General features: G+C 43.1%; 22 protein-coding genes. 11 read left to right on the top strand and 11 right to left on the bottom strand.

Going from position 1 to position 21155, the window contains the following annotated elements; genetic code table 11:
* Positions 1–4: 4 nt before the first annotated feature.
* On the bottom strand, positions 5–2971 hold the full coding sequence (locus MKO06_RS13505) for an amidohydrolase family protein (protein ID WP_241552595.1): 2967 nt from the start codon (positions 2969–2971) through the stop codon (positions 5–7).
* A 79-nt stretch (positions 2972–3050) separates the two neighbouring features.
* On the bottom strand, positions 3051–4124 hold the full coding sequence (locus tag MKO06_RS13500) for a DUF3810 domain-containing protein (protein WP_241552594.1): 1074 nt from the start codon (positions 4122–4124) through the stop codon (positions 3051–3053).
* A gap of 86 nt (positions 4125–4210) precedes the next feature.
* Between MKO06_RS13500 and MKO06_RS13495 the strand changes: the two genes are divergently transcribed.
* Positions 4211–5671: an aminoacyl-histidine dipeptidase gene (locus tag MKO06_RS13495; RefSeq protein WP_241552593.1), complete on the top strand. Its 1461-nt coding sequence runs from the start codon at positions 4211–4213 to the stop codon at positions 5669–5671.
* Between the two features lie 72 nt (positions 5672–5743).
* Here MKO06_RS13495 and MKO06_RS13490 read toward each other — a convergent pair whose 3' ends face one another.
* Genes MKO06_RS13490 through MKO06_RS13480 form a run of 3 tightly spaced genes read right to left on the bottom strand, consistent with a single transcriptional unit; the run spans position 5744 to position 8441 of the window.
* Positions 5744–6865 carry a peptidylprolyl isomerase gene (locus MKO06_RS13490; RefSeq protein WP_241552592.1) on the bottom strand — a complete coding sequence of 374 codons (1122 nt, stop codon included), beginning with the start codon at positions 6863–6865 and terminating at the stop codon, positions 5744–5746.
* Positions 6862–7428, bottom strand: coding sequence for a gliding motility-associated peptidyl-prolyl isomerase GldI (gene gldI, locus MKO06_RS13485; protein ID WP_241552591.1), 567 nt, complete (start codon positions 7426–7428; stop codon positions 6862–6864). Before gldI ends, MKO06_RS13490 begins: the two co-directional genes overlap by 4 nt.
* Complete coding sequence (locus MKO06_RS13480; RefSeq protein WP_241552590.1) at positions 7425–8441, bottom strand: DHH family phosphoesterase; 1017 nt, start codon at positions 8439–8441, stop codon at positions 7425–7427. The genes gldI and MKO06_RS13480 overlap by 4 nt, the downstream gene beginning before the upstream one ends.
* Positions 8442–8520: 79 nt before the next feature.
* Between MKO06_RS13480 and MKO06_RS13475 the strand changes: the two genes are divergently transcribed.
* From MKO06_RS13475 to MKO06_RS13465, 3 genes are all read left to right on the top strand, one after another.
* A complete protein-coding gene (locus MKO06_RS13475; protein ID WP_241552589.1) occupies positions 8521–9102 on the top strand; it encodes an alkaline phosphatase D family protein in 582 nt (193 codons plus the stop codon).
* Positions 9103–9228: 126 nt separating this feature from the next.
* Positions 9229–9540, top strand: a complete 312-nt coding sequence (locus MKO06_RS13470) for a hypothetical protein (protein ID WP_241552588.1) — start codon at positions 9229–9231, stop codon at positions 9538–9540.
* Positions 9541–9612: 72 nt separating this feature from the next.
* Positions 9613–10032: a nucleoside-diphosphate kinase gene (locus MKO06_RS13465; protein WP_156282610.1), complete on the top strand. Its 420-nt coding sequence runs from the start codon at positions 9613–9615 to the stop codon at positions 10030–10032.
* Positions 10033–10491: 459 nt separating this feature from the next.
* On the opposite strand, the gene MKO06_RS13460 is transcribed toward MKO06_RS13465, so the two are convergent.
* The 4 genes from MKO06_RS13460 to recF are packed head-to-tail and all read right to left on the bottom strand — an operon-like array spanning position 10492 to position 12537.
* Complete coding sequence (locus tag MKO06_RS13460) at positions 10492–10725, bottom strand: hypothetical protein (protein ID WP_241552587.1); 234 nt, start codon at positions 10723–10725, stop codon at positions 10492–10494.
* A gap of 15 nt (positions 10726–10740) precedes the next feature.
* Complete coding sequence (locus MKO06_RS13455) at positions 10741–11043, bottom strand: DciA family protein (RefSeq protein WP_156282606.1); 303 nt, start codon at positions 11041–11043, stop codon at positions 10741–10743.
* Entirely contained in the window at positions 11021–11461 is a 441-nt protein-coding gene (locus MKO06_RS13450; protein WP_241552586.1) for a lipocalin-like domain-containing protein, read from the bottom strand. Before MKO06_RS13450 ends, MKO06_RS13455 begins: the two co-directional genes overlap by 23 nt.
* Positions 11458–12537, bottom strand: coding sequence for a DNA replication/repair protein RecF (recF, locus tag MKO06_RS13445; RefSeq protein WP_241552585.1), 1080 nt, complete (start codon positions 12535–12537; stop codon positions 11458–11460). Before recF ends, MKO06_RS13450 begins: the two co-directional genes overlap by 4 nt.
* Before the next feature lie 146 nt (positions 12538–12683).
* Between recF and MKO06_RS13440 the strand changes: the two genes are divergently transcribed.
* From MKO06_RS13440 to MKO06_RS13410, 7 genes are all read left to right on the top strand, one after another.
* Positions 12684–13454 carry a tetratricopeptide repeat protein gene (locus MKO06_RS13440; RefSeq protein ID WP_241552584.1) on the top strand — a complete coding sequence of 257 codons (771 nt, stop codon included), beginning with the start codon at positions 12684–12686 and terminating at the stop codon, positions 13452–13454.
* Positions 13455–13458: 4 nt separating this feature from the next.
* Positions 13459–13965: a 6,7-dimethyl-8-ribityllumazine synthase gene (ribH, locus tag MKO06_RS13435; RefSeq protein ID WP_241552583.1), complete on the top strand. Its 507-nt coding sequence runs from the start codon at positions 13459–13461 to the stop codon at positions 13963–13965.
* A gap of 114 nt (positions 13966–14079) precedes the next feature.
* On the top strand, positions 14080–14373 hold the full coding sequence (locus tag MKO06_RS13430) for a hypothetical protein (protein WP_156282596.1): 294 nt from the start codon (positions 14080–14082) through the stop codon (positions 14371–14373).
* Positions 14374–16230, top strand: coding sequence for a DNA mismatch repair endonuclease MutL (gene mutL / locus MKO06_RS13425; RefSeq protein ID WP_241552582.1), 1857 nt, complete (start codon positions 14374–14376; stop codon positions 16228–16230). It begins immediately after the preceding gene.
* Positions 16230–16991, top strand: coding sequence for a rhomboid family intramembrane serine protease (locus tag MKO06_RS13420; RefSeq protein WP_241552581.1), 762 nt, complete (start codon positions 16230–16232; stop codon positions 16989–16991). The genes mutL and MKO06_RS13420 overlap by 1 nt, the downstream gene beginning before the upstream one ends.
* Positions 16991–17908, top strand: coding sequence for a rhomboid family intramembrane serine protease (locus MKO06_RS13415; protein ID WP_241552580.1), 918 nt, complete (start codon positions 16991–16993; stop codon positions 17906–17908). The genes MKO06_RS13420 and MKO06_RS13415 overlap by 1 nt, the downstream gene beginning before the upstream one ends.
* Complete coding sequence (locus MKO06_RS13410) at positions 17909–18943, top strand: endonuclease/exonuclease/phosphatase family protein (protein WP_241552579.1); 1035 nt, start codon at positions 17909–17911, stop codon at positions 18941–18943.
* On the opposite strand, the gene MKO06_RS13405 is transcribed toward MKO06_RS13410, so the two are convergent.
* Together MKO06_RS13405 and lepB are read right to left on the bottom strand one after the other, a co-directional pair.
* Entirely contained in the window at positions 18940–19575 is a 636-nt protein-coding gene (locus MKO06_RS13405) for a WbqC family protein (protein WP_241552578.1), read from the bottom strand. The two genes, MKO06_RS13410 and MKO06_RS13405, sit on opposite strands and share 4 nt — an antisense overlap.
* Before the next feature lie 3 nt (positions 19576–19578).
* Entirely contained in the window at positions 19579–21141 is a 1563-nt protein-coding gene (gene lepB, locus MKO06_RS13400) for a signal peptidase I (protein WP_241552577.1), read from the bottom strand.
* Positions 21142–21155 lie beyond the last annotated feature (14 nt).

Here is a 21155-nt window from a genome sequence, read left to right as displayed (position 1 = left end):
GTTTTTATTGAACTTTTTCAAGTAGATCACAGTGAACTCGTTGCTCTTCCCTGACTTTCACAGGTTGAGTCTTAACACCATCATTCTTTGCCTTCAACATCTGGCCGATCAACATATTTCGTTCTTTTTTAATTTCTTCTCTCATTTTCGCGTCCTGCTCTTTATCGAAATAGAGAACTCCTTCGATCATGGTCTTTTCAGGAATTGCATATATGGAAAGTGGATGTTCATTCCAGAGTACCAGGTCGGCGTGTTTTCCTTCCTTAATGCTTCCAACATACTCGTCAATATGGAGTAATTTTGCCGGGTTGATGGTCACCATCTTCCAGGCTTCTTCTTCGCTCATCCCTCCGTACTTCATAGTTTTAGCTGCTTCCTGGTTCAGTCTACGGCTCATTTCACTGTCGTCACTGTTGATGGCAACGGTAAGTCCAACTTCGTTCATGATGGCTGCGTTATACGGGATCGCATCGTTCACCTCGTATTTATAAGCCCACCAGTCAGAAAAAGTGGAAGCGCCAACGCCATGTTCCTTCATTTTATCGGCCACCTTGTAACCTTCCAGGATATGAGTGAAAGTATTGATATTAAAGTCGAATTGCTCTGCGACCTTCATCAGCATATTGATCTCACTTTGGATATAGGAATGTGAACTTACAAATCGTTCCCCGTTCAGTATCTCCACGATGGTTTCCATTTCAAGATCCTTTCTAAAATCATCGCCGCTATTCTTCAGGGTTTCATAGGCTCTGGCCCGGCTGAAATAATCGGTAAAAACCTGCTCAACTCCCATTCGTGTCTGTGGAAAACGAACATTGCTGTTCCAGTTGGCCTGCTTGACATTTTCCCCAAGGGCGAATTTAATGAATGGAGCTGCCTCTTCAAAGATCAGGTCCTCAGCAGATTCTCCCCATTTTAGCTTTAGAATGGCCGATTTCCCTCCAATAGGATTGGCAGAACCGTGTAGGAGCTGAATGGTGGTAACCCCTCCGGCAAGGTTTCGGTAAATATTGATATCGGTAGGATCCAAGGCATCTTCCATGCTTACTTCGGCAGAAGAATTGTGTCCGGCCTCGTTGATATCGGAAGCTGCGATATGTGAATGTTCATCAACGATCCCGGCTGTAAGGTGTTTACCTGTAGCGTCGATCACCCGGGCTCCTCCTGCATTCAAATCTTTCCCAATCCTGGCGATCTGCCCGTTTCTAACCAGCACATCGGTATTTTCCAGTACTCCTTCGGCTTCGCTGGTCCAGACTGTTGCATTTTTAAACAATACATTCTGCTGTTCTGGCTTTTCATTAAAGCCATATGCAATATTTGGAAAAGTGACCGGCACGATCTCGTGAACCTGTTTGTCTTTTTCCTGTTTCTTCTTGTCTTCGGAATCCTTTGTTCTGGTCGCGGTAAAGGCTGACTGATTTCCATTAGGCAGGATGGCTTTTCCGGTGATGGTAGTCGTCATTTCAGGAATATTTGCCGTGAGCCTGATAAATTCAGTTTTCGTGGTATCGGGTGAAGAGAGCAGTAGGTTCATCCAGTTATTCTCAAAACTGAGTTTTGAACCGATCCTGGAATCGCCCAGTTTCACTTCGGCCTTTGGTTTTGAAGGCTCTCCTGAAATATTTAGTTCATAGGTTTTTCCATCGATCTTTAAATCGTAAGTCCCGGTGATATTGGTGACATCCATATTTTCCAGGATCTTTTGTTCACCCTGTACCCAGTTTTCATAGATCGTGGTTTCCTTATCAAAGTAATCGCCAGAAGTGATAATAAAGTTCGCCCAGGCCCCTTCTTTAATGGTTCCCAGCTTTCCCTGCATCCCGATGGTTCGAGCCGGAACACTGGTAAGTGCTGCAAGTGCAGTTTCCTTACTCAACCCAAAATCTATAGCTTTGATGAGGTTGCTTCTGAAATCCTTTTCGGCATCTATCGAATGAGTCGTTAAGGTAAATGGAACATTATTTTCTGAAAGGACCTTCAAATTTGCAGGAGCCTGGTTCCATTCCCTCATTTCCTGAAGGCTTAGCCGGGTTGCCAGGTAGGGATCCTCGACATCAAAGGCTGAAGGAAATTTAAGCGGGATGATGTAAGTGGCGCCAGAAGCTTTGATCTTATCTATTCTTTGGTATTCCATTCCGCTGCCTACGATCACATATTGCACCCCGAATTCATCTCCTAGTTTGTCGGCTCTTAGCTCATTCAGCAGATTGTCTGTAACAAAGATCTGCGTCAGGTTTTTATTCCTGTTCAGGGCCTCCAGGGCGAGATCGGTATTATCTGCGTTGCCCTTTGCATACCAGTCGGCATCTAGGTAAGCCTGGCGAATAAGTGCCATGGCTCCCATGATAGAAGTAGGGTAGGACTGTCTGGACTGAACACTTTTATCAAAAGAAAGATATTGAGCCGATCTTTCATTAAGGATTCGATCTCCTTCACTGGCTTCCGGCGTAAGAGCTACCAGTATCCCGGTACCTCTTAGGATCCCATCCTGAACATGGGTGTTCACTACTCCAAATCCTGCTTTTTGTAATTTTTCAGCTTCCTTGGCATCAAAGCTGAAGTGTGAAACAGCATCGGTTTCCGGTCTTATATGATCGTTCCAGTAATAACCTTCACGCCCGGCATCGTATTGTGGCTGACTTCCGTTTTCGGCCCTTTTAGGTTTTGAGATTCCAAAATTGCTGTACAGATCAATAAACGATGGGTATACATGTTTTCCCTCCAGGTTGATCACCGTACTGTTGGATGGGATATTTATAGATTTTCCTACTGCCGTGATCTTTCCTTCCCGAATGGCGAACATTCCCTTTTCGATCACTGTGCCCGCATCTGTATAGATATTAGCGTTCGTAAAAATGGTATAATTGGAATTGGGTGATTTTACCCCGTCATTTTTGGGGAAGTACTCCTGGGATTGAGCATCAAGGATGCACATTAAGATCCCGAGTACCAGTAATTTTAATTTCATGGGTCTGGGTAATTAATAGAATAAATTTTCAGAAAAAAATGAGCCTCAAAATACTAAATTTTGTTTTACCAGGAAGGCTTTACAATGCATTTCGGGTATCATCGAAGTAATTGACCAGGAGCGCGACCACATAACTGTAACTTTTCATGCCGTCACTCTGGTTATTCGCGATCAAATAGCGGTTATAGGTAGCCTGGAAAATGGGTTCCAGCGGATTGGTGTGTCTTCTCCAGAATTCATCGACTTCACGGTAATTCTTGAGGATACCGGGATTCATTTTGGCCGTCATTTCCTTGACCTTTTCAGGTTCCCGCCTGTAGATCTCGTTCAAACAGTACCCAAGGGCAAAGGTGAAACCCGAATACCTGAAATAGGGATCCGGATGATTCATGGTAGCCAGGCAGGCGATAAAATTCGCTTCATTTTCCTTGGCGAATCCCAGTTGATGACCTACCTCGTGGCTGGCCGTGGTCGCGATCTTATAGGGCAGAATTATAGTATTCACCTGGGCTTCGTTCGTCAGCGGATTCAGATAGCCGTTGAAACCCATATAGGTGAGCGGTAAGCTGTAAAGCGAGCGTTTAAGGGCTTCACCCTGGTATTTCAGTTCTGGAAAATCATTTTTCAGGTGATCAAATCCTTCCAAGGTTTGCCGGAATAATTGATTTTTAGTGAAACTAAAATCAACTTTCACCGTGTCGTTTTTTGCCAATTCTGAATGTAATTCGTTGGATCGCTTAATAAGGATATCAGTCAGCTCTAAAAGTTTTTCGGTGGTATAATCATTTTCGATCTCCAGGCTTTTATGAAGCGGAAGACGGTAATAATTGAAACCCCAGAAAAGATGAAAACAGAAGTAAATTACCGATAAGGTTGCCAGCGCATCGGGTATCCAGATCTTCGGACTTCGGAATCGCTGTTTGAAGCGTCTTGATATCCATAGGATTAACAGGATTACGAAAACGGCGTAAAGCAGATCGCCGAGTGAGAACGGAATAAAACCCAATACCAGGCGCATAGTGCTCGAAATCCAGGGATAGATGCCAAGGGAATAATAGTTTTCTACGAATTCAGGAAAACCTTTCAGAATATTGATCCCAATGATCTGAACGGGTAAAAATATTGCGAGAAGCCAGACGAATTTTCTTTTCACAAAAGTGGAAATTGAATAAATAGAGTCTTGAATTTTAGATATCGGGCAAATAAAATACCTTTGTGAAGATACCAAAAATAAGAAGAATGAATGAAGAAATAAGGGCATTAGAGCCCAAAGTTTTATGGAATAAGTTTGCCGATCTCAACGCGGTACCCAGACCTTCCAAAAAGGAAGAAAGGGTGATAGAATTCATCAAGAACTTTGGAAATAAGCTGGGGCTTGAAACCCAGGTGGACGAAGTTGGTAACGTGGTCATCAAAAAGCCGGCGACCAAAGGCATGGAAAACCGAAAAAAGATCGTTTTGCAGGCCCACCTCGATATGGTGCACCAGAAGAACAATGATACCGATTTCGACTTCGACAGCCAGGGTATCGATATGTATGTAGACGGGGACTGGGTGAAAGCCCGGGGAACCACGCTAGGAGCCGATAACGGACTAGGAGTGGCCACTATGATGGCGGTTCTGGAAAGCGACTCGATCGAACATCCGGCCATCGAGGCTCTTTTTACCATAGACGAAGAAACAGGAATGACCGGGGCTAAAGGTTTGTCACCTGAAATGCTGGATGGTGATATTCTTCTAAACCTGGATACCGAGGAAGATGATGAGATAGGAATTGGCTGTGCCGGCGGTGTTGATATCACCGCAACCAGGAGTTATGATGAGGAAAATTTTCCTGAAAGCTACCGGTCTTATTCGGTTAAAGTAAAGGGATTGATGGGAGGCCATTCTGGGATGGATATCATCAAGGGGCTTGGAAATGCTAATAAGATCATGAACCGCTTGTTGATGCATACGTCCGAAGATTTTAAGTTAAGGATTTCAGAAATAAACGGTGGAGGACTTAGAAATGCCATTCCGCGGGAAAGCGAAGCTGTAATTGCTTTGCCGGATACCGAGGAAGAAGCCTTTAAAAAGGAGTTTGAGGCCAGACTTGAACAGATAAAATCTGAATACGCCTCCCTGGAGCCTAACCTTAGTATCGAACTTCAAATGATCACTTCAAAGGAAAGCATTATGGATCTTGATTCCCAGAAGAAAGTACTTCTGGCAATTGCTGGTGCTCATAATGGAGTCTATCGAATGAGTCCGGAGATCGAAGGTTTGGTAGAAGCTTCTAACAATATAGCGAGCGTAAGTTTGAAAGATGGACAGGTTCATATCAAATGCCTCACCCGCAGTTCGGTTGAATCCAGTAAGAATGACCTTGCGAATTCACTAAGATCGGTATTTGAACTGGCTGGGTTTGACGTAAAACTTTCAGGAGAATATCCGGGCTGGGCTCCAAACAGTGATTCGGCTATTTTAAAGACGCTGGACGAGATCTACCAGCAATTGCACGGAGAAAAAGCTCATATCGCTGCCTGCCATGCTGGCCTGGAATGTGGGATCATAGGCAGTCATTATCCCGGGATGGATATGATCTCTTTTGGACCAACTATAAGAGGAGCACACTCTCCAGATGAAAGAGCGAGTATCAAGTCGGCTCAAAAATACTGGAAATTCTTCCTTCAGGTTTTGAAGAACATTCCTGAGAACTAAAAATAGAAAGTCAAATAAATTAAAAAGCCCCGCGAATTCGCGGGGCTTTTTTTATGTTTAATTTTCTAAGGCCTATTGGGCCATACCAGTGATCTCTATTCTGAATATTAGGTCGCTGTTTGGTGGAATCACACCTCCGGCACCTCTTTCTCCATATCCAAGATGGCTAGGGATAAAAATAACAGCCTGGTCTCCAACCTGCATTTGCTGCATTCCTTCCTTAAATCCTGGGATCATAGGAGCATCAGGACCGTATTGCATTGGCATTGGATTATAACCACCCTGGGATTCCCTTCTGTGATCATACATTCCGGCTTCCTGAGCCACTTCCTTACGATTGGTGTCAAAAACAGTTCCGTCCTCGAAATAACCTTCATAAAGGACGTTTACTTTTTGACCATTTTTAGGCTTTTCTCCTTCACCTTCTTTTTCAAAGTAGATCTTTAGTCCGCTGTCTAAAGAATCAGCTTTTGCTTCCATTTCGTCAAATTCCTCAGCGATCTTAGCCCTTTGCTCTTGCATTCTTTTTGCTTCCTCTGCTTTTTCAGCTTCGATGGCGGCTAATTCATCTCCAAAAACTTTTGGAGCATTGAAGTTTTTAGCTTCTTTTCCTTTTCTGATAATATTCAGCTCGTTGATCTTGATTTCTTCAACTGGCCTGTCCTGTGGCCCGGTCTCCACCTTACCAATCGCGTCTACCACATCCATTCCTTTTACAACCTTTCCGAAGACCGAATGTCTTCCGTCCAGCTGAGGTACTGCATCGAGAGTGATAAAGAACTGACTTCCATTGGTGCCTGGTCCTGCGTTGGCCATAGACAGGACACCCTTTTCATCATGGCTAAGGCTGTCTACGAATTCATCCGGGAATTTATAACCCGGGCCTCCGCTTCCCTGGCCGGTTGGATCACCACCCTGGATCACGAAACCATCTATGACCCTGTGAAAGATGATGCCATCGTAATATTTTTTTCCTTTATAGGTACTGTCTACCATTTCGCTGGTGCCCTCGGCAAGCGAGACAAAACTGGAAACCGTTACCGGGGTTTCCTCATAATATAATTCGGCTACAATGGGACCCATTGAGGTTTTGAACTCGGCGTACATCCCATCTTCCAGGTCTGGATATTCCTCGTTGCAGGAAAAAAGTGAAAATGCAATGCTTAATAATAAAAAGATACTTTTTGTTTTCATTCTTGATTATTGATTTCGTTATTCGGTTCTTCTTTTATTTCGTGTAAGGTTACTTTTGCTGAAATAGGAGCATTTCTACCTATCTTGTTCTGGTCTCCATAATAGCCGAAAGCTTTGTGCGAAGGGAATAGAAAAGTAACGGTTTCGCCTTCTTTCATCAATTTCAATCCCTGTCTCAACCCGGTGAACAGTTTTTCTTTGTCAATAGCATATTCCCGTGTTGGTCTTTCACCCTCTGCATAAATAGGTTCGCCTTCTATGGTTGAAATGGAATAATCAAATACCACCACATCGCCAAATTCTGGGGTCTCGGTATTCAAACTATCTGTACTTTTATTGTTGTAGTAATACCAGAAGCCATTTTCTGAATTCAGGTATTCGGTATCCGGATTTTCTCCCATTACCTGTTTGATGTAATCCTCTTCCTGGGCGATCATTTCCTTGTTGAGTTCAATAGACTCATTAATGTACGAGCCGCTGTTCTGCGAAACCGGGTACCGCGCCTCTGGCGATTTACAGGACGAAATTAGGAATAGGGCAAATAATGCTAATAGGAATCTCATTTTGTTAATTCTTCTCTGTATTCAGGAAGGATGCTGTTGAATTTTACGATGGTATCGTTTAGTGACAGGTCGCTTTTTCCGCCGGCTGCATTGATATGTCCTCCGCCTTCAAAATGTGCCCGGGCAAATTTATTTACATCAAAATCACCCTTTGACCTGAAAGAGATCTTTACCATATCTTCATTTTCCTTCTCGATAAATATCACAGCGAAAATTATGCCTTCCAGCGAAAGGCCATAATTTACGAATCCTTCGGTGTCTCCTTTTTTGAAATTGTGCCTGTCAAGTTCCTCTTGAGAAAGACTGATGTAAGCGGTTCTCAATTCATTGTTCACGCATAAATTCTGAAGTGCAGTCCCAAGCAATTGCAATTTATCCTGGGAATTGGTGTCAAACACATTATTGTGGATCTGATCGTTAACGGCGCCTTTGTCTATAAGATCGGCAATGGTCCTGTGGGTATCGCTGGAGGTAGAGCTGAATCTGAAAGAACCGGTATCGGTCATGATCCCGGTATATAAACAGGTTGCGATCTCCGGAGTGATCTTTTTACTGGCCCGCAGTTTGTCGATGAAGCGATAAACCATCTCGCAGGTAGAGCTCATGGTCGAATCGCTGTAGGTGTAATCAGCATAATCTGAAGGTTCCTGGTGATGATCTATCATTACGAAAACCGCTTCAGATTCTAATAAGGCATCCTGCATGGACCCACACCTGGAAAGATGATTGAAATCCAGGGTAAAAATGATCTCAGCCTTCGAAATGAATTCATGGGCCTTATCTGTGTTAGATTCATAAATGAGTACATCCTCTGTCCCGGGAAGCCATTTCAGGAAATGTGGATAATCATTAGGAGCGATGACCTGGGGAGCGTGCCCCTTGTCTTTGAGGAAATGATACAATCCAAGGGAAGCGCCTATGGCATCACCATCGGGGCCCTTATGTGGTACAATTACAATATTCTTAGCTCCAGCAAGTTCAGCTGTTATTTCTAGTATTCGGGTGTCGATCATAATCGAGGCTAAATATACAATTTAATACTACTTAAGAAACAGGGGAAGCTTTAAATTTGTCAATTTTAAAGCCTGTTTAATGAAATACCTATTACGATTCTTAAGCATATTTTTCCTGCTTGCATCCTGTGGAAGCAGCAAGACCACAAATGTAAAGCTGGAGGCCGATTATACCATCGCCTTTGGAAGTTGTAACCGTGAAGATGAAGATCAACCTCTCTGGGAACCTATCCTGGCAAATGATCCAGACCTCTTTTTGTGGGGAGGCGATAATGTATATGCCGATACCGACGATCCTGAGGTCTTGGAAAAGGCTTATCAACAACAATTAAGCAATCCAAATTATCTAAAATTGTTGAACAGTGTACCTGTTTTTGGTACCTGGGATGATCATGATTATGGCCAGAACGACGGAGGTAAGAACTGGCATTTAAAGGAAACCAGTCAGCAGTTATTCCTGGATTTTATGAACGTTCCGGAAAATAGTCCAAGGCGGAGCAGGGAAGGAGTCTACCATTCTGAGTTATTGGAGACCGAACAGGGAAGTATCAAAGTGATCATACTCGATACGCGATATTTTCGGGATACACTTCAGAAAAGCAATGAGCCCGGGAAACGCTATGAACCTTCTGAAGGAAGTATCCTGGGTGAGCAGCAGTGAAATTGGCTGGAAGAATAACTGCGGAATTCTGATGCCGATTTTAACCTGATCCTCTCCAGTATACAGGTGCTTTCAGACGAACATGGTTTTGAGACCTGGGGCAATTTTCCTTCCGAAGTTGAAAAATTGAAAAAGCTTATTCTGGATTCAAAAGCTGAAAGAGTGATTCTATTAAGCGGTGACAGGCATATTTCTGAATTTTCGGCTGTCCAGGTTGATGGGCTTCAATACAGGCTGGTCGATTTTACGAGTAGCGGGTTGACTCATAGTTACGAGCAGTTTACTGGCGAGCCAAATACTAAACGAATTGGAGAGGTTGTAAAGGAAAAAAGTTTTGGACTGCTTTACTTCGATTTTTCGGAAAAAACTGTTCAAATGGAAATGCGTGGGGTGAACAATAGGCTTCAGCAGGAATACCGGCTGGAATTCAGGCCATAAAACATTCAGCCTGAAAGACCTTGCAAATGGGAAGGAATTAGTTACTTTTGCACTAAATTTAAAAACCATACAATGGCAGGAAATAGAACATTCACCATGATCAAGCCAGATGCAGTTGAAGACGGGCATATTGGTGGAATATTAGAACAGATCACAGCTTCTGGATTCAGAATCGTAGCGATGAAGCTTACTCAAATGACTCAGAGAGATGCTGAGACTTTTTATGCGATCCATAAGGAGCGTCCATTCTTTGGCGAATTGGTTGAATTCATGACCAGAGGTCCTATTGTTGCGGCTATTCTTGAGAAAGACAATGCTGTAGAAGATTTCAGAACCCTTATTGGTGCGACTAACCCTGAGGAGGCTGCTGAAGGAACTATCAGAAAAAAATATGCGAAGAGCATTGGAGAAAATGCTGTTCACGGAAGTGATAGCGATGAGAACGCACAAATTGAAGGTGCTTTCCATTTTGCAGGAAGAGAGATGTTCTAAAAGAACAATTTCAATACTATAAGAAAACCGGGCCTTTTGGGTCCGGTTTTTTTATGTGTTTAATTATGATGTCAGGCCGAGCAGCTTGTCCTGAGCGTAGTCGAAGGAGAGTAGAGGCCTAATTTTTAAGTCTGGGAGTCATTACGAGCGAAGCGAAGTAATCTCAACCTGGGTAGAATTAAATATGGATTGCTTCAATCGCGCTGCCCCTTCGCAATGACTTCGTACCTGTCAGGCCGAGCAGCTTGTCCTGAGCGTAGTCGAAGGAGAGTCGAGGCCTACTTTTTTAGTCTGGGGGGTCATTACGAGCGAAGCGAAGTAATCTTTAAAAATCCCGGATTTCATAAGGGATTGCCTCAGTCGCGTTGCTCCTTCGCAATGACCTTTTTTGAAATCTCTGGCCGAGCAGCTTGTCCTGAGCGTAGTGGAAGGAGAGTAGAGGCCTATCCACCCGAACCATTATTTCATGATAGGTTCCTTTTTGAAAATCCATCTTAACTGGTAGCGGGTTCCATCCCCGTCTTTGGCTCTATCCAGTTTTGGTGATAAGATCACCGTTATGATCGCCGTAGAAATAAGCAGATATATATGTTCCAGGTCAGGGAAAAGGTACCCGATCAAAAACCTGAAAATCGAAAATATTACAATAAAGGAAATAAAATAGATCAGGAATACTTTTGCATTATGCTTCATGTCTTTGGTGTTTAATTATCTCAAGACCAGCTTGGAAATGATCTCCTGGCCCATTTCTTCATTCAGATTCCTGATGATCTTCTCCTTTCCATAGCTCAACTCTTCTCTTAAAACCGAGGAACTTAGCTGTACATAAAGTGTGTCATTCTTCAGCATTAAGTTCGTGGTGTATTTCTCTATTGCAGGTCCCATCTGGCTGTTCCAGACATCCCTCACCTTGACCTGGTTCAGGCCCTTCTTATCCAGCTTATTTTCATCCACGAAACTTTTTAGCAAATCGCCAAGTTTCATTTCCTCATTCTTTCTCCGTTTCTTCATCGCTTTCAATTATGATAGGTTCATATTTTTTGTAGTAGTAAGTTTTTTCGTCCTCGTTCCTTACTACCAGTTCCTCTTCGCTGGCGGTTAGAACTTCTTCTTCCCAACTGTCGAAAGCGGTAGAATAGGACAGGATCAAACGATCATCTTCGATTCGGTATTTTAATTTTTCGGCATCATCGGTAGCCAGGTATTTCCCACCAAACTGTGGCTGTAATTTTTTTCTGAAGCCTACCGAATCTTCAATCTCTATATAATCTACATACTGGCTTAAACTGAATTCGACTACCGAATCATTTTCCAGTTCCACCTTTTCGATCATCCAGTAACCATTAAGGTTCTTAAGCTGTTCCTGCGGATCATTGCCCGTGCATGAACACAAGACGACAAGGCTTAAAATGAAAATGTACTTCTTCAAAGCTTGAATATTTTATAAGATTGATTACTGCTTTTTACCACTTTTTCGGTCCTGTCGGCATGGGTATCGCTCAAAAAGATCTGTCCCAGCTCATCGGTGGCTACCAGGGCCACGATATGCGCCACCCGGTTCTCATCCAGTTTATCGAATATGTCATCCAGTAGCAATATGGGATTCACATTGCTTATTTGTTTAATGAAATCGAATTGAGCCAGTTTCAGCGCGATCAGGAAAGACTTCTGCTGTCCCTGCGAACCGAATTTTTTTATGGGATGCTCCTCGATCTCAAAACTCAGGTCATCCTTATGAGTGCCTACTGAAGTGTATTGAAGCGTCATGTCTTTTTGAAGATTCTCTTCCAGAAGACTGGACAGTGAGGAATCAAAAAGCTGACTCTTATAGTTAATATGAACCGTCTCCTTATTATTGGTAATATCCCCGTACCTCTTATTGAAGATAGGGATGAACTCTTTTAGAAAAGCCTTTCTTTTTTCAAAAAGCTCCTGTCCCAGGCTGCTCATTTGGAGGTTATAAACTTCTAGGGTGTCACGTTCAAAGGTGTTATTGGCCGCAAAATATTTTAAAAGTGAATTCCTTTGGGAGACGAGCTTGGTATACTGCAATAATTTATCCAGGTAAGCATGGTCGCTTTGGGAGATCACCCCGTCGATGAATTTTCTCCTGGTTTCTGAACCTTCAATGATCAGGTCGCGATCTGCCGGGGATATGATCACTGTGGGAATAAAGCCAATATGGTCGCTAACCTTGTCGTAGGCCTTATTGTTTCGTTTAATGATCTTTTTCTGACCTTTTTTGGCACTGACCAGGATTCGTTCTGGCTTCTCGTTTTTCAGGAATTCACCTTCTACCACAAAAAAAACGGAATCGTGATTGATGTTCTGGGAAGTGACCGGGTTGAAATAACTTTTTCCGAAAGAAAGAAGATAAATGCTGTCCAGGACATTGGTTTTTCCCACCCCGTTGTTGCCAACCAGGCAGTTGATTTTTTCATCAAAGTCAAATTCAGCCGACTTAAGGTTCTTATAATTAAGCAGGCTAAGATTTTTTAAATGCATAAAGTGCTGTAATTCAGCTGGAATTAATTAAAAATCGAGGGCTTTTTTGCGCTCCAAAAGGACCCGAAATTATTCAAAAAATACAAATATTTTCCCTTTTAATTTTCACAAAAAATTATATTTTTGCCACGCATTAACAAATTTTTATGGCAACGTACAAGAAAAGAGGACACAAGCCTTCTAATAAGGAAGAGAGACAGAAAGCGGTTGAGGAAGAATCAACAACTGCAGAGGTTTTTAATACGCTGGATGAAAGTGCCAGTAAGACGGAAACCTGGGTGGCCGATAATCAAAAGTATATCTACATTATTGTTGGGGTTGCTATAGTGGTTGTTCTTGGGTATTTAGGTTATAACCGATTTATCCTTGAGCCAAAACAAACAGAGGCTGCGAATGAAATGGCGCAGGCCCAGGATTATATGGCATCTGCATTAAGAGCCAGTGGAGCGCAGAGCGATTCACTTTATAATCTAGCCCTTAACGGTGGAGAAGGAAAATATGGATTTTTGGATATTATCGATAATTATGGTGGAACCGATGCGGCAAATCTTGCACATTACAACGCAGGTTTCGCTTTCTTAAGAACTGGAAAATACCAGGAGGCTATCGAGCAGTTGGAATCGTTCAATAGTGATGACGAGATCTTTTCGGCACTTGCTACCGGTGGAATTGGAGATGCGTTTCTTCAGCTAGATCAGCCTGAAGAAGCTTTAGGTTACTACGAAAAAGCTGCAGAAATGAGATCTAACTCATTCACTACTCCAAGATTCCTTTTGAAAGCTGCCATTACTGCCATTCAGTTAGGAGAGGTTGATGCTGCAGAAGAATATCTTCTGGAGATCGAAGATGAATATCCAGATGCGCCCGAAGCCGAAAAAGTGCCTGTTTACTTAGGCCAGGCTCGCGCCAAGCAATAATTATATGGCTACAGAAGCTAAGAACTTATCAGAATACGATAAAAACTCGATCCCAAACGCGAAGAACTTTCGGTTTGGGATCGTTGTTTCTGAATGGAATGATGAAATAACCGAAGGCCTTTTCCAGGGTGCTTTTGATGCTTTTATAGAGAATGGTGTTCTTAAAGAAAATATAGTTCGCTGGAATGTTCCAGGCAGTTTCGAACTCATCTATGGCTGTAAGAAGATGCAGGAAAGCTTCGATATGCTGGACGCCGTGATCGCTGTTGGAAGCGTGATCCAGGGTGAAACCAAGCATTTCGACTTTGTTTGCGAAGGAGTGACCCAGGGGATCAAGGATCTGAATGTTCAGAATGATATTCCTGTTATCTTTTGCGTACTTACCGATAATAATATCGAGCAATCCAGGGCCAGGAGCGGTGGAAAGCATGGGAATAAGGGAACCGAAGCAGCCATTGCCGCCATTAAAATGGCACAGCTAAGGAAAGACGCAAAATTCTTCAAGGAGTAAAGCCTAATTCCTTCAATTTTTCAAAACGGCATTGTTATTGCTTTTTTAATACCTGAAGGCTTCGGAATTCTGAAGCATTTTGAGTAAATTTGGAACAGCAAACACTCCACAGTTTTGAAGATCAATTTTTATAAAGTCAGGAAAAACAGCAGGTATAATTATACCCCTCGATATTATAAGGGGAAGGATACCGGCAATATCTATGACTTTGATTCAAAATTCAACAAATACAGGGAGGCTACCAATTCCATAGATTTTGGATCCCAGTGGGCCGAAGCCAGGAAGGCGAGCCGCACTCGAGGGAACCGAAGCATCAATAAAAGGGTCCTCTATATCATAATTATTTTACTCTTCATTTGTTTGTGGATACTAGATTTTGATTTGTCCATTTTCTCGAACCCCCGTTAAATGAGTAACATTATTCAATTGTTGCCCGATCACGTTGCCAACCAGATCGCTGCGGGTGAAGTGGTGCAACGTCCGGCCTCAGTAATAAAAGAACTTCTCGAAAATTCAATAGACGCAAAGGCTAGCCGTATCCAGGTGGTCATCAAGGATGCCGGTAAAACCCTGATCCAGATCGTTGATGACGGTCAGGGAATGGGATTAACCGATGCGCGCATGTGTTTTGAACGCCATGCAACCTCCAAGATCAAACTTGCAGATGACCTTTTCAGTCTAAAAACAAAAGGATTTCGCGGGGAAGCACTAGCTTCCATAGCTGCGATCGCCCATGTTGAACTGAAGACAAAAACCGAAGAGGATGAAGTTGGAACCTGCATAAAGATCGAGGGCAGTGAGGTGGTTTCCCAGGATCCCTGCGTGACACCAAAAGGAACCAGTATTTGTGTTAAGAATCTCTTTTATAATATTCCGGCACGAAGAAACTTCCTGAAATCAGATAATGTAGAAACCCGGCATATCATCGATGAATTTCAGCGGGTAGCACTCGCTCATCCCGATATCAGCTTTTCGCTCATCCATAACGGGAGTGAATTGTTCCAACTGCCTCCAACCAATTTTCGCCAGCGTATCACCAATATACTTGGAGGAAAGACCAATGAAAAACTGGTTCCGGTTGAAGAGGATACCGAGATCGTAAAGATCTCCGGTTTTGTTGGAAAACCTGAATTTGCTAAAAAGAGCAGGGGAGAGCAGTTCTTCTTCGTAAATAACCGGTTTATCAAGAGTCCATATTTGAACCACGCTGTAGTGGCTTCTTTTGACGGTTTACTGAAAGAGAAGAGCTATCCAACTTATTTTCTATATCTCGAGGTAGATCCCAAGTCAATAGACATCAATATACATCCAACCAAGACCGAGATCAAATTTGACGACGAGCATGCGTTGTACGCGATCCTGAAAAGTGCCATCAAGCATAGTCTTGGTCAATTCAACGTGGCGCCGGTACTGGATTTTGAAAGGGATTCTGAACTGGATACTCCTTATGAATTCAAGAATAAGGACGCCAGCGCGCCCCAGGTTGAAGTGGATCGCAATTTCAACCCGTTCCAGAATGAATATCCAAAGCAATCTTATTCAGGAGGAACTACTCAAAGTTTTCGGCGTGAAAAACCAGCACAATGGGAAAGCCTGTATTCTGGGATGCAGCAGGAAACCGAAACGGATGTTGATATCAAACAAATTGAATTCGAAAGCGAGGAAGTAACCGGAAATCTTTTTGGTTCCAAGGAAGAAGGACCTGAAAAGTCTACTTTTCAGCTTCAGAAGAAATTCATCGTTTCCACCCTGAAGAGCGGGATCCTGGTCATTGATCAACATCGGGCACATACCCGCATTCTTTACGAGGAACTTTTGAAAAATATAACAGTTTCTGCTGCAGTAAGTCAGCAGCTTTTATTTCCTTTAAGGCTTCAGTTCAATAACCATGAAATCGAGATGCTGAAGGACCTTAAGGAATCACTGGAACAAACCGGGTTCATCTTTGCCGAGATCGCGAGAGGAGAGGTGGAGATCACCGGAATTCCTACCATGATCTCGGAGAGCGAGGTACAAATTTTACTTGAACAGTTGCTTGCCGATTTTGAGAAGGATGTGCCGGATAACGGCTTTTCTCAGACAGATCTGCTGGCAAAGTCACTGGCGAATTCCATGGCGGTGCGTTCCGGAACTTTGCTGAATACCGTAGAACAGCAGCATATCGTGAACAAATTGTTCGCCTGTAAGGAGCCGGGCTTAAGCCCTTTTAATAAAACCGTGTTCACGACCGTTTCGGTTGATGAGCTGGACAAAAAATTTGCTTAATGGGAAGAATGACTGAAACCGTAAAGGTTTTATTGATCATAAATGTAATTTTCTTTATCGGGAGTCAGTTATTAGGGCAACAGGCTTACGAATATTTTGCACTGTGGTTTGTGAAGAATCCAAACTTCCAGGTATGGCAAATCGTAACCCATATGTTCATGCATGGCGGATTTATGCATATTCTTTTCAATATGTACGCCCTGTGGGCCTTTGGAAGTCCTATTGAACAAATGCTGGGACAAAAGCGATTCCTTATTTTCTATTTTGGAGCCGGAATTGGTGCGGCATTTTTACATACACTTGTAAATTTCTATGCATACCAGAACGGTGCTAATGAATTACTGGGCATTGGATATACCCCGGCCGAAGTAGCCGATTTTCTTCAGGAAGCGGCGAGATCGGCGGCAGCAACCGGGCAGTATAGTTATCCATCCGGGCTGGATGCCGATGCGATCGGTTCCATGGTGGAGTCTTATGCAACACCGGCCGTTGGTGCCTCTGGAGCGATCTACGGGATACTGGTTGCATTTGGGATGATGTTTCCTAATGTTCAACTCTTTCTTTTATTTGTTCCGGTTCCAATTAAGGCCAAGTATTTTATTCCCGGATTAATTGCCTTAGATTTGTTTTCAGGTGTTACCGGTTATTCGATATTTGGAGGATCCATTGCGCATTTTGCACATATTGGAGGGGCGCTATTCGGATTTCTAATGATGTATTACTGGAAGAAAAATCAGTTTAACGACAATCGCTGGTATTGATGAGATCATCAGACAAGTTCAGATATAAGATCCAGACCGCTACGGTTACAGAAAAGCTCATTGCGATCAATGTGCTGGTCTTTATTTTGTTCTTTTTGTTCAGGACCATAGCCTTTCTTTTTAATTTGCCTTCAGATTTTCTGGTGGAATGGTTCGTTTTCCCAAAGGAACCCGGTGAATTTCTTTTTAAGCCCTGGTCTATTATAACCTACTCGTTTTTGCATAGCGGGCTTTGGCATATCATTGGGAATATGCTTATTCTTTATTTTTCAGGCATCTATTTTCTGAATTATTTTTCTCCCAAACGTTTGCTTAATTATTATTTCCTGGGTGTTTTAATAGGGGCGCTGGTATATATGCTTAGTTATAACCTGTTTCCTGCTTTCCAGGGGACCGGCCGCTCTTATCTGATGGGCGCTTCGGCCGGGGTAATGGCTGTTCTAATTGGTATTGCCTCCCATATTCCGAATATGAGGGTGCGCTTATTTCTACTGGGAAGCGTAAAGTTCTGGTGGATCGCTGCTTTCCTGGTGGTTATCGATATCATCCAGATCCCAATGGGGAATGCTGGCGGTCACCTGGCACACCTTGGTGGTGCCGCCCTTGGTTATTTGTATACCAATCAACTTAGAAAAGGAAATGATATCGGGAAATGGTTTGAAAATATCATGGATTTCTTTTCATCTCTGTTCAAACCAAGAGAAAAGAAGGCGAGAATGAGAACGGTACACCGTTCTGATAAAACCTCCAGCCGGCCTGCTCGACCAACCCGGTCCAGGACCCGGTCTAGCGCCATGAACAAGAATGATAAACAGAAGAAAGTTGATGCCATTTTAGATAAGATCAGCAAAAGTGGTTATGACAGCTTGAGTAAAGCTGAAAAGGACTTTCTGTTCCAGGCTGGTAAAGAAGATTAAATGAAGAATCTAGGACTTTTTGGGAAATTTGTCTTTGTTCTCAATTCTTTAGTCGCAACGGCATTGCTTTTGTCCTACCTGTTGCCGTTGATACCTCCAAAATCATTTCCCCTTCTTTCTGTTCTGAGCCTTGGAGTGCCAGTGCTTATCATTCTGAATACTATTTTCTTTGTTTACTGGTTACTGCAGTTAAAAAGGCAATTCCTGCTTTCTCTTATAGTACTGCTTTTAGGTTACAATTACGTGGCCTCTTTTGTTCATTATACGCTTGATGAGGAGGATGCCCAGGTTGAACAGGACTATTCCATCATGAGTTATAATGTGCGTATGTTCAACGCCTACAACTGGTCTTCCCGCAAGGACATCCCGGAAAAGATCACCGAGTTTGTTCGGGAAAAGGACCCGGATATCCTTTGTGTGCAGGAGCATTATATCGGGGCCGCGGGGCTTTCTGAATTATACCCATATGAATATATCAAACTGAAGGGCAAAAATGCTGAATTTGGGTCTGCGATATTTTCTAAATTTCCGATTGTCAGGAAGCATTCGGTAGATTTTCCGCATGACGGTAACAATAACGCGATCTATGCAGATGTGCTGCTGGATTCTGGAGATACGCTGCGAGTTTTCAATGTACATTTTCAATCCCTGAATATTAAGCCCGGCATCGACGACCTTCAGAAGGAAGATTCCAAAAAATTACTGGGAAGGATAGGCTATGGTTTTTCGCTCCAGCAGGAGCAGGCTGAAATGATGATGGACGAGGTGGAAAAATCGCCTTATCAAACCATGATAACCGGAGATTTCAATAATACCAGCTTTTCCTATATCTACGACCTGGTGCGCCAGGACGGAAGGTTTAAAGATGCGTTCCTGCAGGCGGGTAACGGATTTGGAAAAAGCTTTAAACTGAATTACTTCCCGTTGCGAATCGACTTTATCCTGGTTGAGGATGAAGTCATGGTAAAATCTTTCGAAAGATTTGAAATAGATCACTCCGATCATTACCCGATTTTCGCCCGCATAGGGCTTTAAAGTTCCTGTTCTTCCAGGTAGGCTAAAGACGCATTGCCTTCATTAAAAATTAGGTCCAGAATACAAAGATTGGGTAGAAAACCTTTCTTCGTCTCAAAGACCTGGGGATAAGCAGTATTCTGGAAGTTGCTTTTTGATTTAGCGTTTACCAGGCCTCTTAGGTCCTGAAGTTTTTCCGGTTTCAATATATATTCTTCGGTCTTTTCTGGTTCCCAGTCTATCTGCAGACAGTCTGCGACAAATTCCATACAGTGGTAATTGAAATCCATCAGGTATTTGAAATCTTTCGAATATAGAGGGTAAAGTTCATCCTCATAAAATTCAAAAAATGGCGAGGTTTGGTAGGAAGCTTTAAAAGCGCGCCAGTGCTGAACCTGCCAGTCAAACGAATTTTCGATCTGCACCTCCTTGTACTTCTGCTTCCCCCTGGTGTTCAGACCAAGGGCAGAGCTATGCTTGATAGGAATGTTCAAATTAAGCCTTCCATTGGCATCATAGATATACATCCTGTTGCGGTAGGTTTGCTTCTGGTAATTGTCTTCATTCTCAAATACAACCGACCTGGCTTGAATGTGAGCCACCCACTGGCTGATAGGCCCAAAATAAGCAGGATGCAGTAATACCTTTTCCATTTTTTAAGCCTCCCTGCGTTTCTTAAAATACCTCCATCCAAAGAAGATCACCAGGGCGATAAGGAAATAAGGTAAAAAGGAGGTAGGTTCTCCATCACCTTTTACGGTGGTGAATACGCGATCCCATCGTATCTTGTCAAAACCGCTGGCATTGGAATCCCAGCTCATCCAGATGAAAACAGGCTTTCCAACGATGTGGTTTTCGGGTACATATCCCCAGCTCCTGCTGTCTTCTGAATTGTTACGGTTATCACCCATCATCCAGTAATAGTTCTGTTTAAAGGTGTATGAGCTTATTGGCTGGCCGTTTAATAGTACCTGCGTCCCGTTGATGCTTAATTTGTTGTTGATACCCATCTCTTCTCCCTCGTAGGTTTCGATGATCTCCTTGTAGAAAGCCATGCTTTCTGGGGTGATCTCAACGGTTTTACCCTCTTCAGGAATATAGATAGGTCCAAATTGATGGTTGTTCCAGTTTCGTTTTCCGTCATTTGGAAAGATCCTGGAGTTTTTCACGCCAGCAGAATCTACGTAACGTCTTATAGAAGCAACATTAGGATGACTCTTAAAACGTTCATAGCTCTCTTCTGTAAGTGACTGAATAAAAAATCCGTTGTTTTCCAGGTAGCCGAAACCATCGGTAATATCATACAGTTTATAAAGGTTTTGAGGGTTGAATCGCTGACCTTTGGTTTGCCCTATATAGGAGAATTGCGGTTTGGCGCGCTCTGGAAGTTGCAGTTGTTCCCCGTTAATGAAAACATAACCGTCTCGTACCGAAAGCGAATCTCCCGGGATCCCAACCGCTCTTTTCACGTAATTCGATTTCTTGTCTATTGGCTTGTCATAGTGCTTACCAGACGTGTCAAAAAACTTTCGAACCGTGTCTACCGGCCAGTTGAACACCACAATGTCATTTCTCTCCACATTTTCAAAACCCGGAAACCTGAAATAAGGGATCTGTGGCTCTTTTAGATATGATTTTACCCCAAGTACCGGAATGGTATCATGAACCATAGGGAATGAAACTGCGGTTTTGGGCGTTCTCGCTCCGTAATGGAATTTGCTCACAAAGAGGAAATCCCCAACCAATAGGGTTTTCTCCAATGAAGATGTGGGGATGGTGAATGGCTGCATAAAGTAAGTATGCACAATGGTGGCAGCGATCACGGCAAAGAGGATGGAACTTATCCATTCCCCGGTTTCGGTACGCGGCTTTAGGTCCCTGTCTACGATATAGGGCGCATCTGTAGCATAATTCACATAGTAGATATAGAATCCCAGTGTGAGAACTACCAGCCAGGTATCCAGAGTGGAATGCTTCCCAAAACTACGAATGGTTTCTACCCAGACCACCGGAAAAATAATAAGGTTCACGATAGGAATGAACATCAAAACCACCCACCATTTTGGCCGGTTAATTATCTTCATCAGGATAATCGCGTTATAAACAGGAACAGCTGCCTCCCAGGCTTTTCTGCCGGCTCTTTGGTACAGTTTCCAGGTTCCCAGAAAGTGAACTACCTGAATAATCAGGAAAAACAGGAACCATTCGGTTAGTGTCATATGCTTTAAACTTT

It is taken from the genome of Christiangramia oceanisediminis (assembly GCF_022570735.2).
Taxonomy (GTDB): Bacteria; Bacteroidota; Bacteroidia; order Flavobacteriales; family Flavobacteriaceae; genus Christiangramia; species Christiangramia oceanisediminis.
Note: the sequence above shows the minus strand (reverse complement) of the source record. Positions and strands in the feature narration are given on the sequence as shown.

What these genes read in the sequence shown, in the direction of transcription:
- gldI (WP_241552591.1), bottom strand. Translation starts at nt 7,428, where the DNA reads ATGAGATTCCTATTAGCATTATTTGCCCTATTCCTAATTTCGTCCTGT.
- MKO06_RS13415 (WP_241552580.1), top strand. Translation starts at nt 16,991, where the DNA reads ATGAGATCATCAGACAAGTTCAGATATAAGATCCAGACCGCTACGGTT.
- MKO06_RS13440 (WP_241552584.1), top strand. Translation starts at nt 12,684, where the DNA reads ATGGCAACGTACAAGAAAAGAGGACACAAGCCTTCTAATAAGGAAGAG.
- MKO06_RS13475 (WP_241552589.1), top strand. Translation starts at nt 8,521, where the DNA reads ATGAAATACCTATTACGATTCTTAAGCATATTTTTCCTGCTTGCATCC.
- MKO06_RS13505 (WP_241552595.1), bottom strand. Translation starts at nt 2,971, where the DNA reads ATGAAATTAAAATTACTGGTACTCGGGATCTTAATGTGCATCCTTGAT.
- recF (WP_241552585.1), bottom strand. Translation starts at nt 12,537, where the DNA reads ATGCATTTAAAAAATCTTAGCCTGCTTAATTATAAGAACCTTAAGTCG.
- MKO06_RS13490 (WP_241552592.1), bottom strand. Translation starts at nt 6,865, where the DNA reads ATGAAAACAAAAAGTATCTTTTTATTATTAAGCATTGCATTTTCACTT.
- MKO06_RS13410 (WP_241552579.1), top strand. Translation starts at nt 17,909, where the DNA reads ATGAAGAATCTAGGACTTTTTGGGAAATTTGTCTTTGTTCTCAATTCT.
- MKO06_RS13405 (WP_241552578.1), bottom strand. Translation starts at nt 19,575, where the DNA reads ATGGAAAAGGTATTACTGCATCCTGCTTATTTTGGGCCTATCAGCCAG.
- MKO06_RS13465 (WP_156282610.1), top strand. Translation starts at nt 9,613, where the DNA reads ATGGCAGGAAATAGAACATTCACCATGATCAAGCCAGATGCAGTTGAA.
- MKO06_RS13480 (WP_241552590.1), bottom strand. Translation starts at nt 8,441, where the DNA reads ATGATCGACACCCGAATACTAGAAATAACAGCTGAACTTGCTGGAGCT.
- MKO06_RS13460 (WP_241552587.1), bottom strand. Translation starts at nt 10,725, where the DNA reads ATGAAGCATAATGCAAAAGTATTCCTGATCTATTTTATTTCCTTTATT.
- MKO06_RS13420 (WP_241552581.1), top strand. Translation starts at nt 16,230, where the DNA reads ATGGGAAGAATGACTGAAACCGTAAAGGTTTTATTGATCATAAATGTA.
- MKO06_RS13455 (WP_156282606.1), bottom strand. Translation starts at nt 11,043, where the DNA reads ATGAAGAAACGGAGAAAGAATGAGGAAATGAAACTTGGCGATTTGCTA.
- MKO06_RS13495 (WP_241552593.1), top strand. Translation starts at nt 4,211, where the DNA reads ATGAATGAAGAAATAAGGGCATTAGAGCCCAAAGTTTTATGGAATAAG.
- mutL (WP_241552582.1), top strand. Translation starts at nt 14,374, where the DNA reads ATGAGTAACATTATTCAATTGTTGCCCGATCACGTTGCCAACCAGATC.
- lepB (WP_241552577.1), bottom strand. Translation starts at nt 21,141, where the DNA reads ATGACACTAACCGAATGGTTCCTGTTTTTCCTGATTATTCAGGTAGTT.
- ribH (WP_241552583.1), top strand. Translation starts at nt 13,459, where the DNA reads ATGGCTACAGAAGCTAAGAACTTATCAGAATACGATAAAAACTCGATC.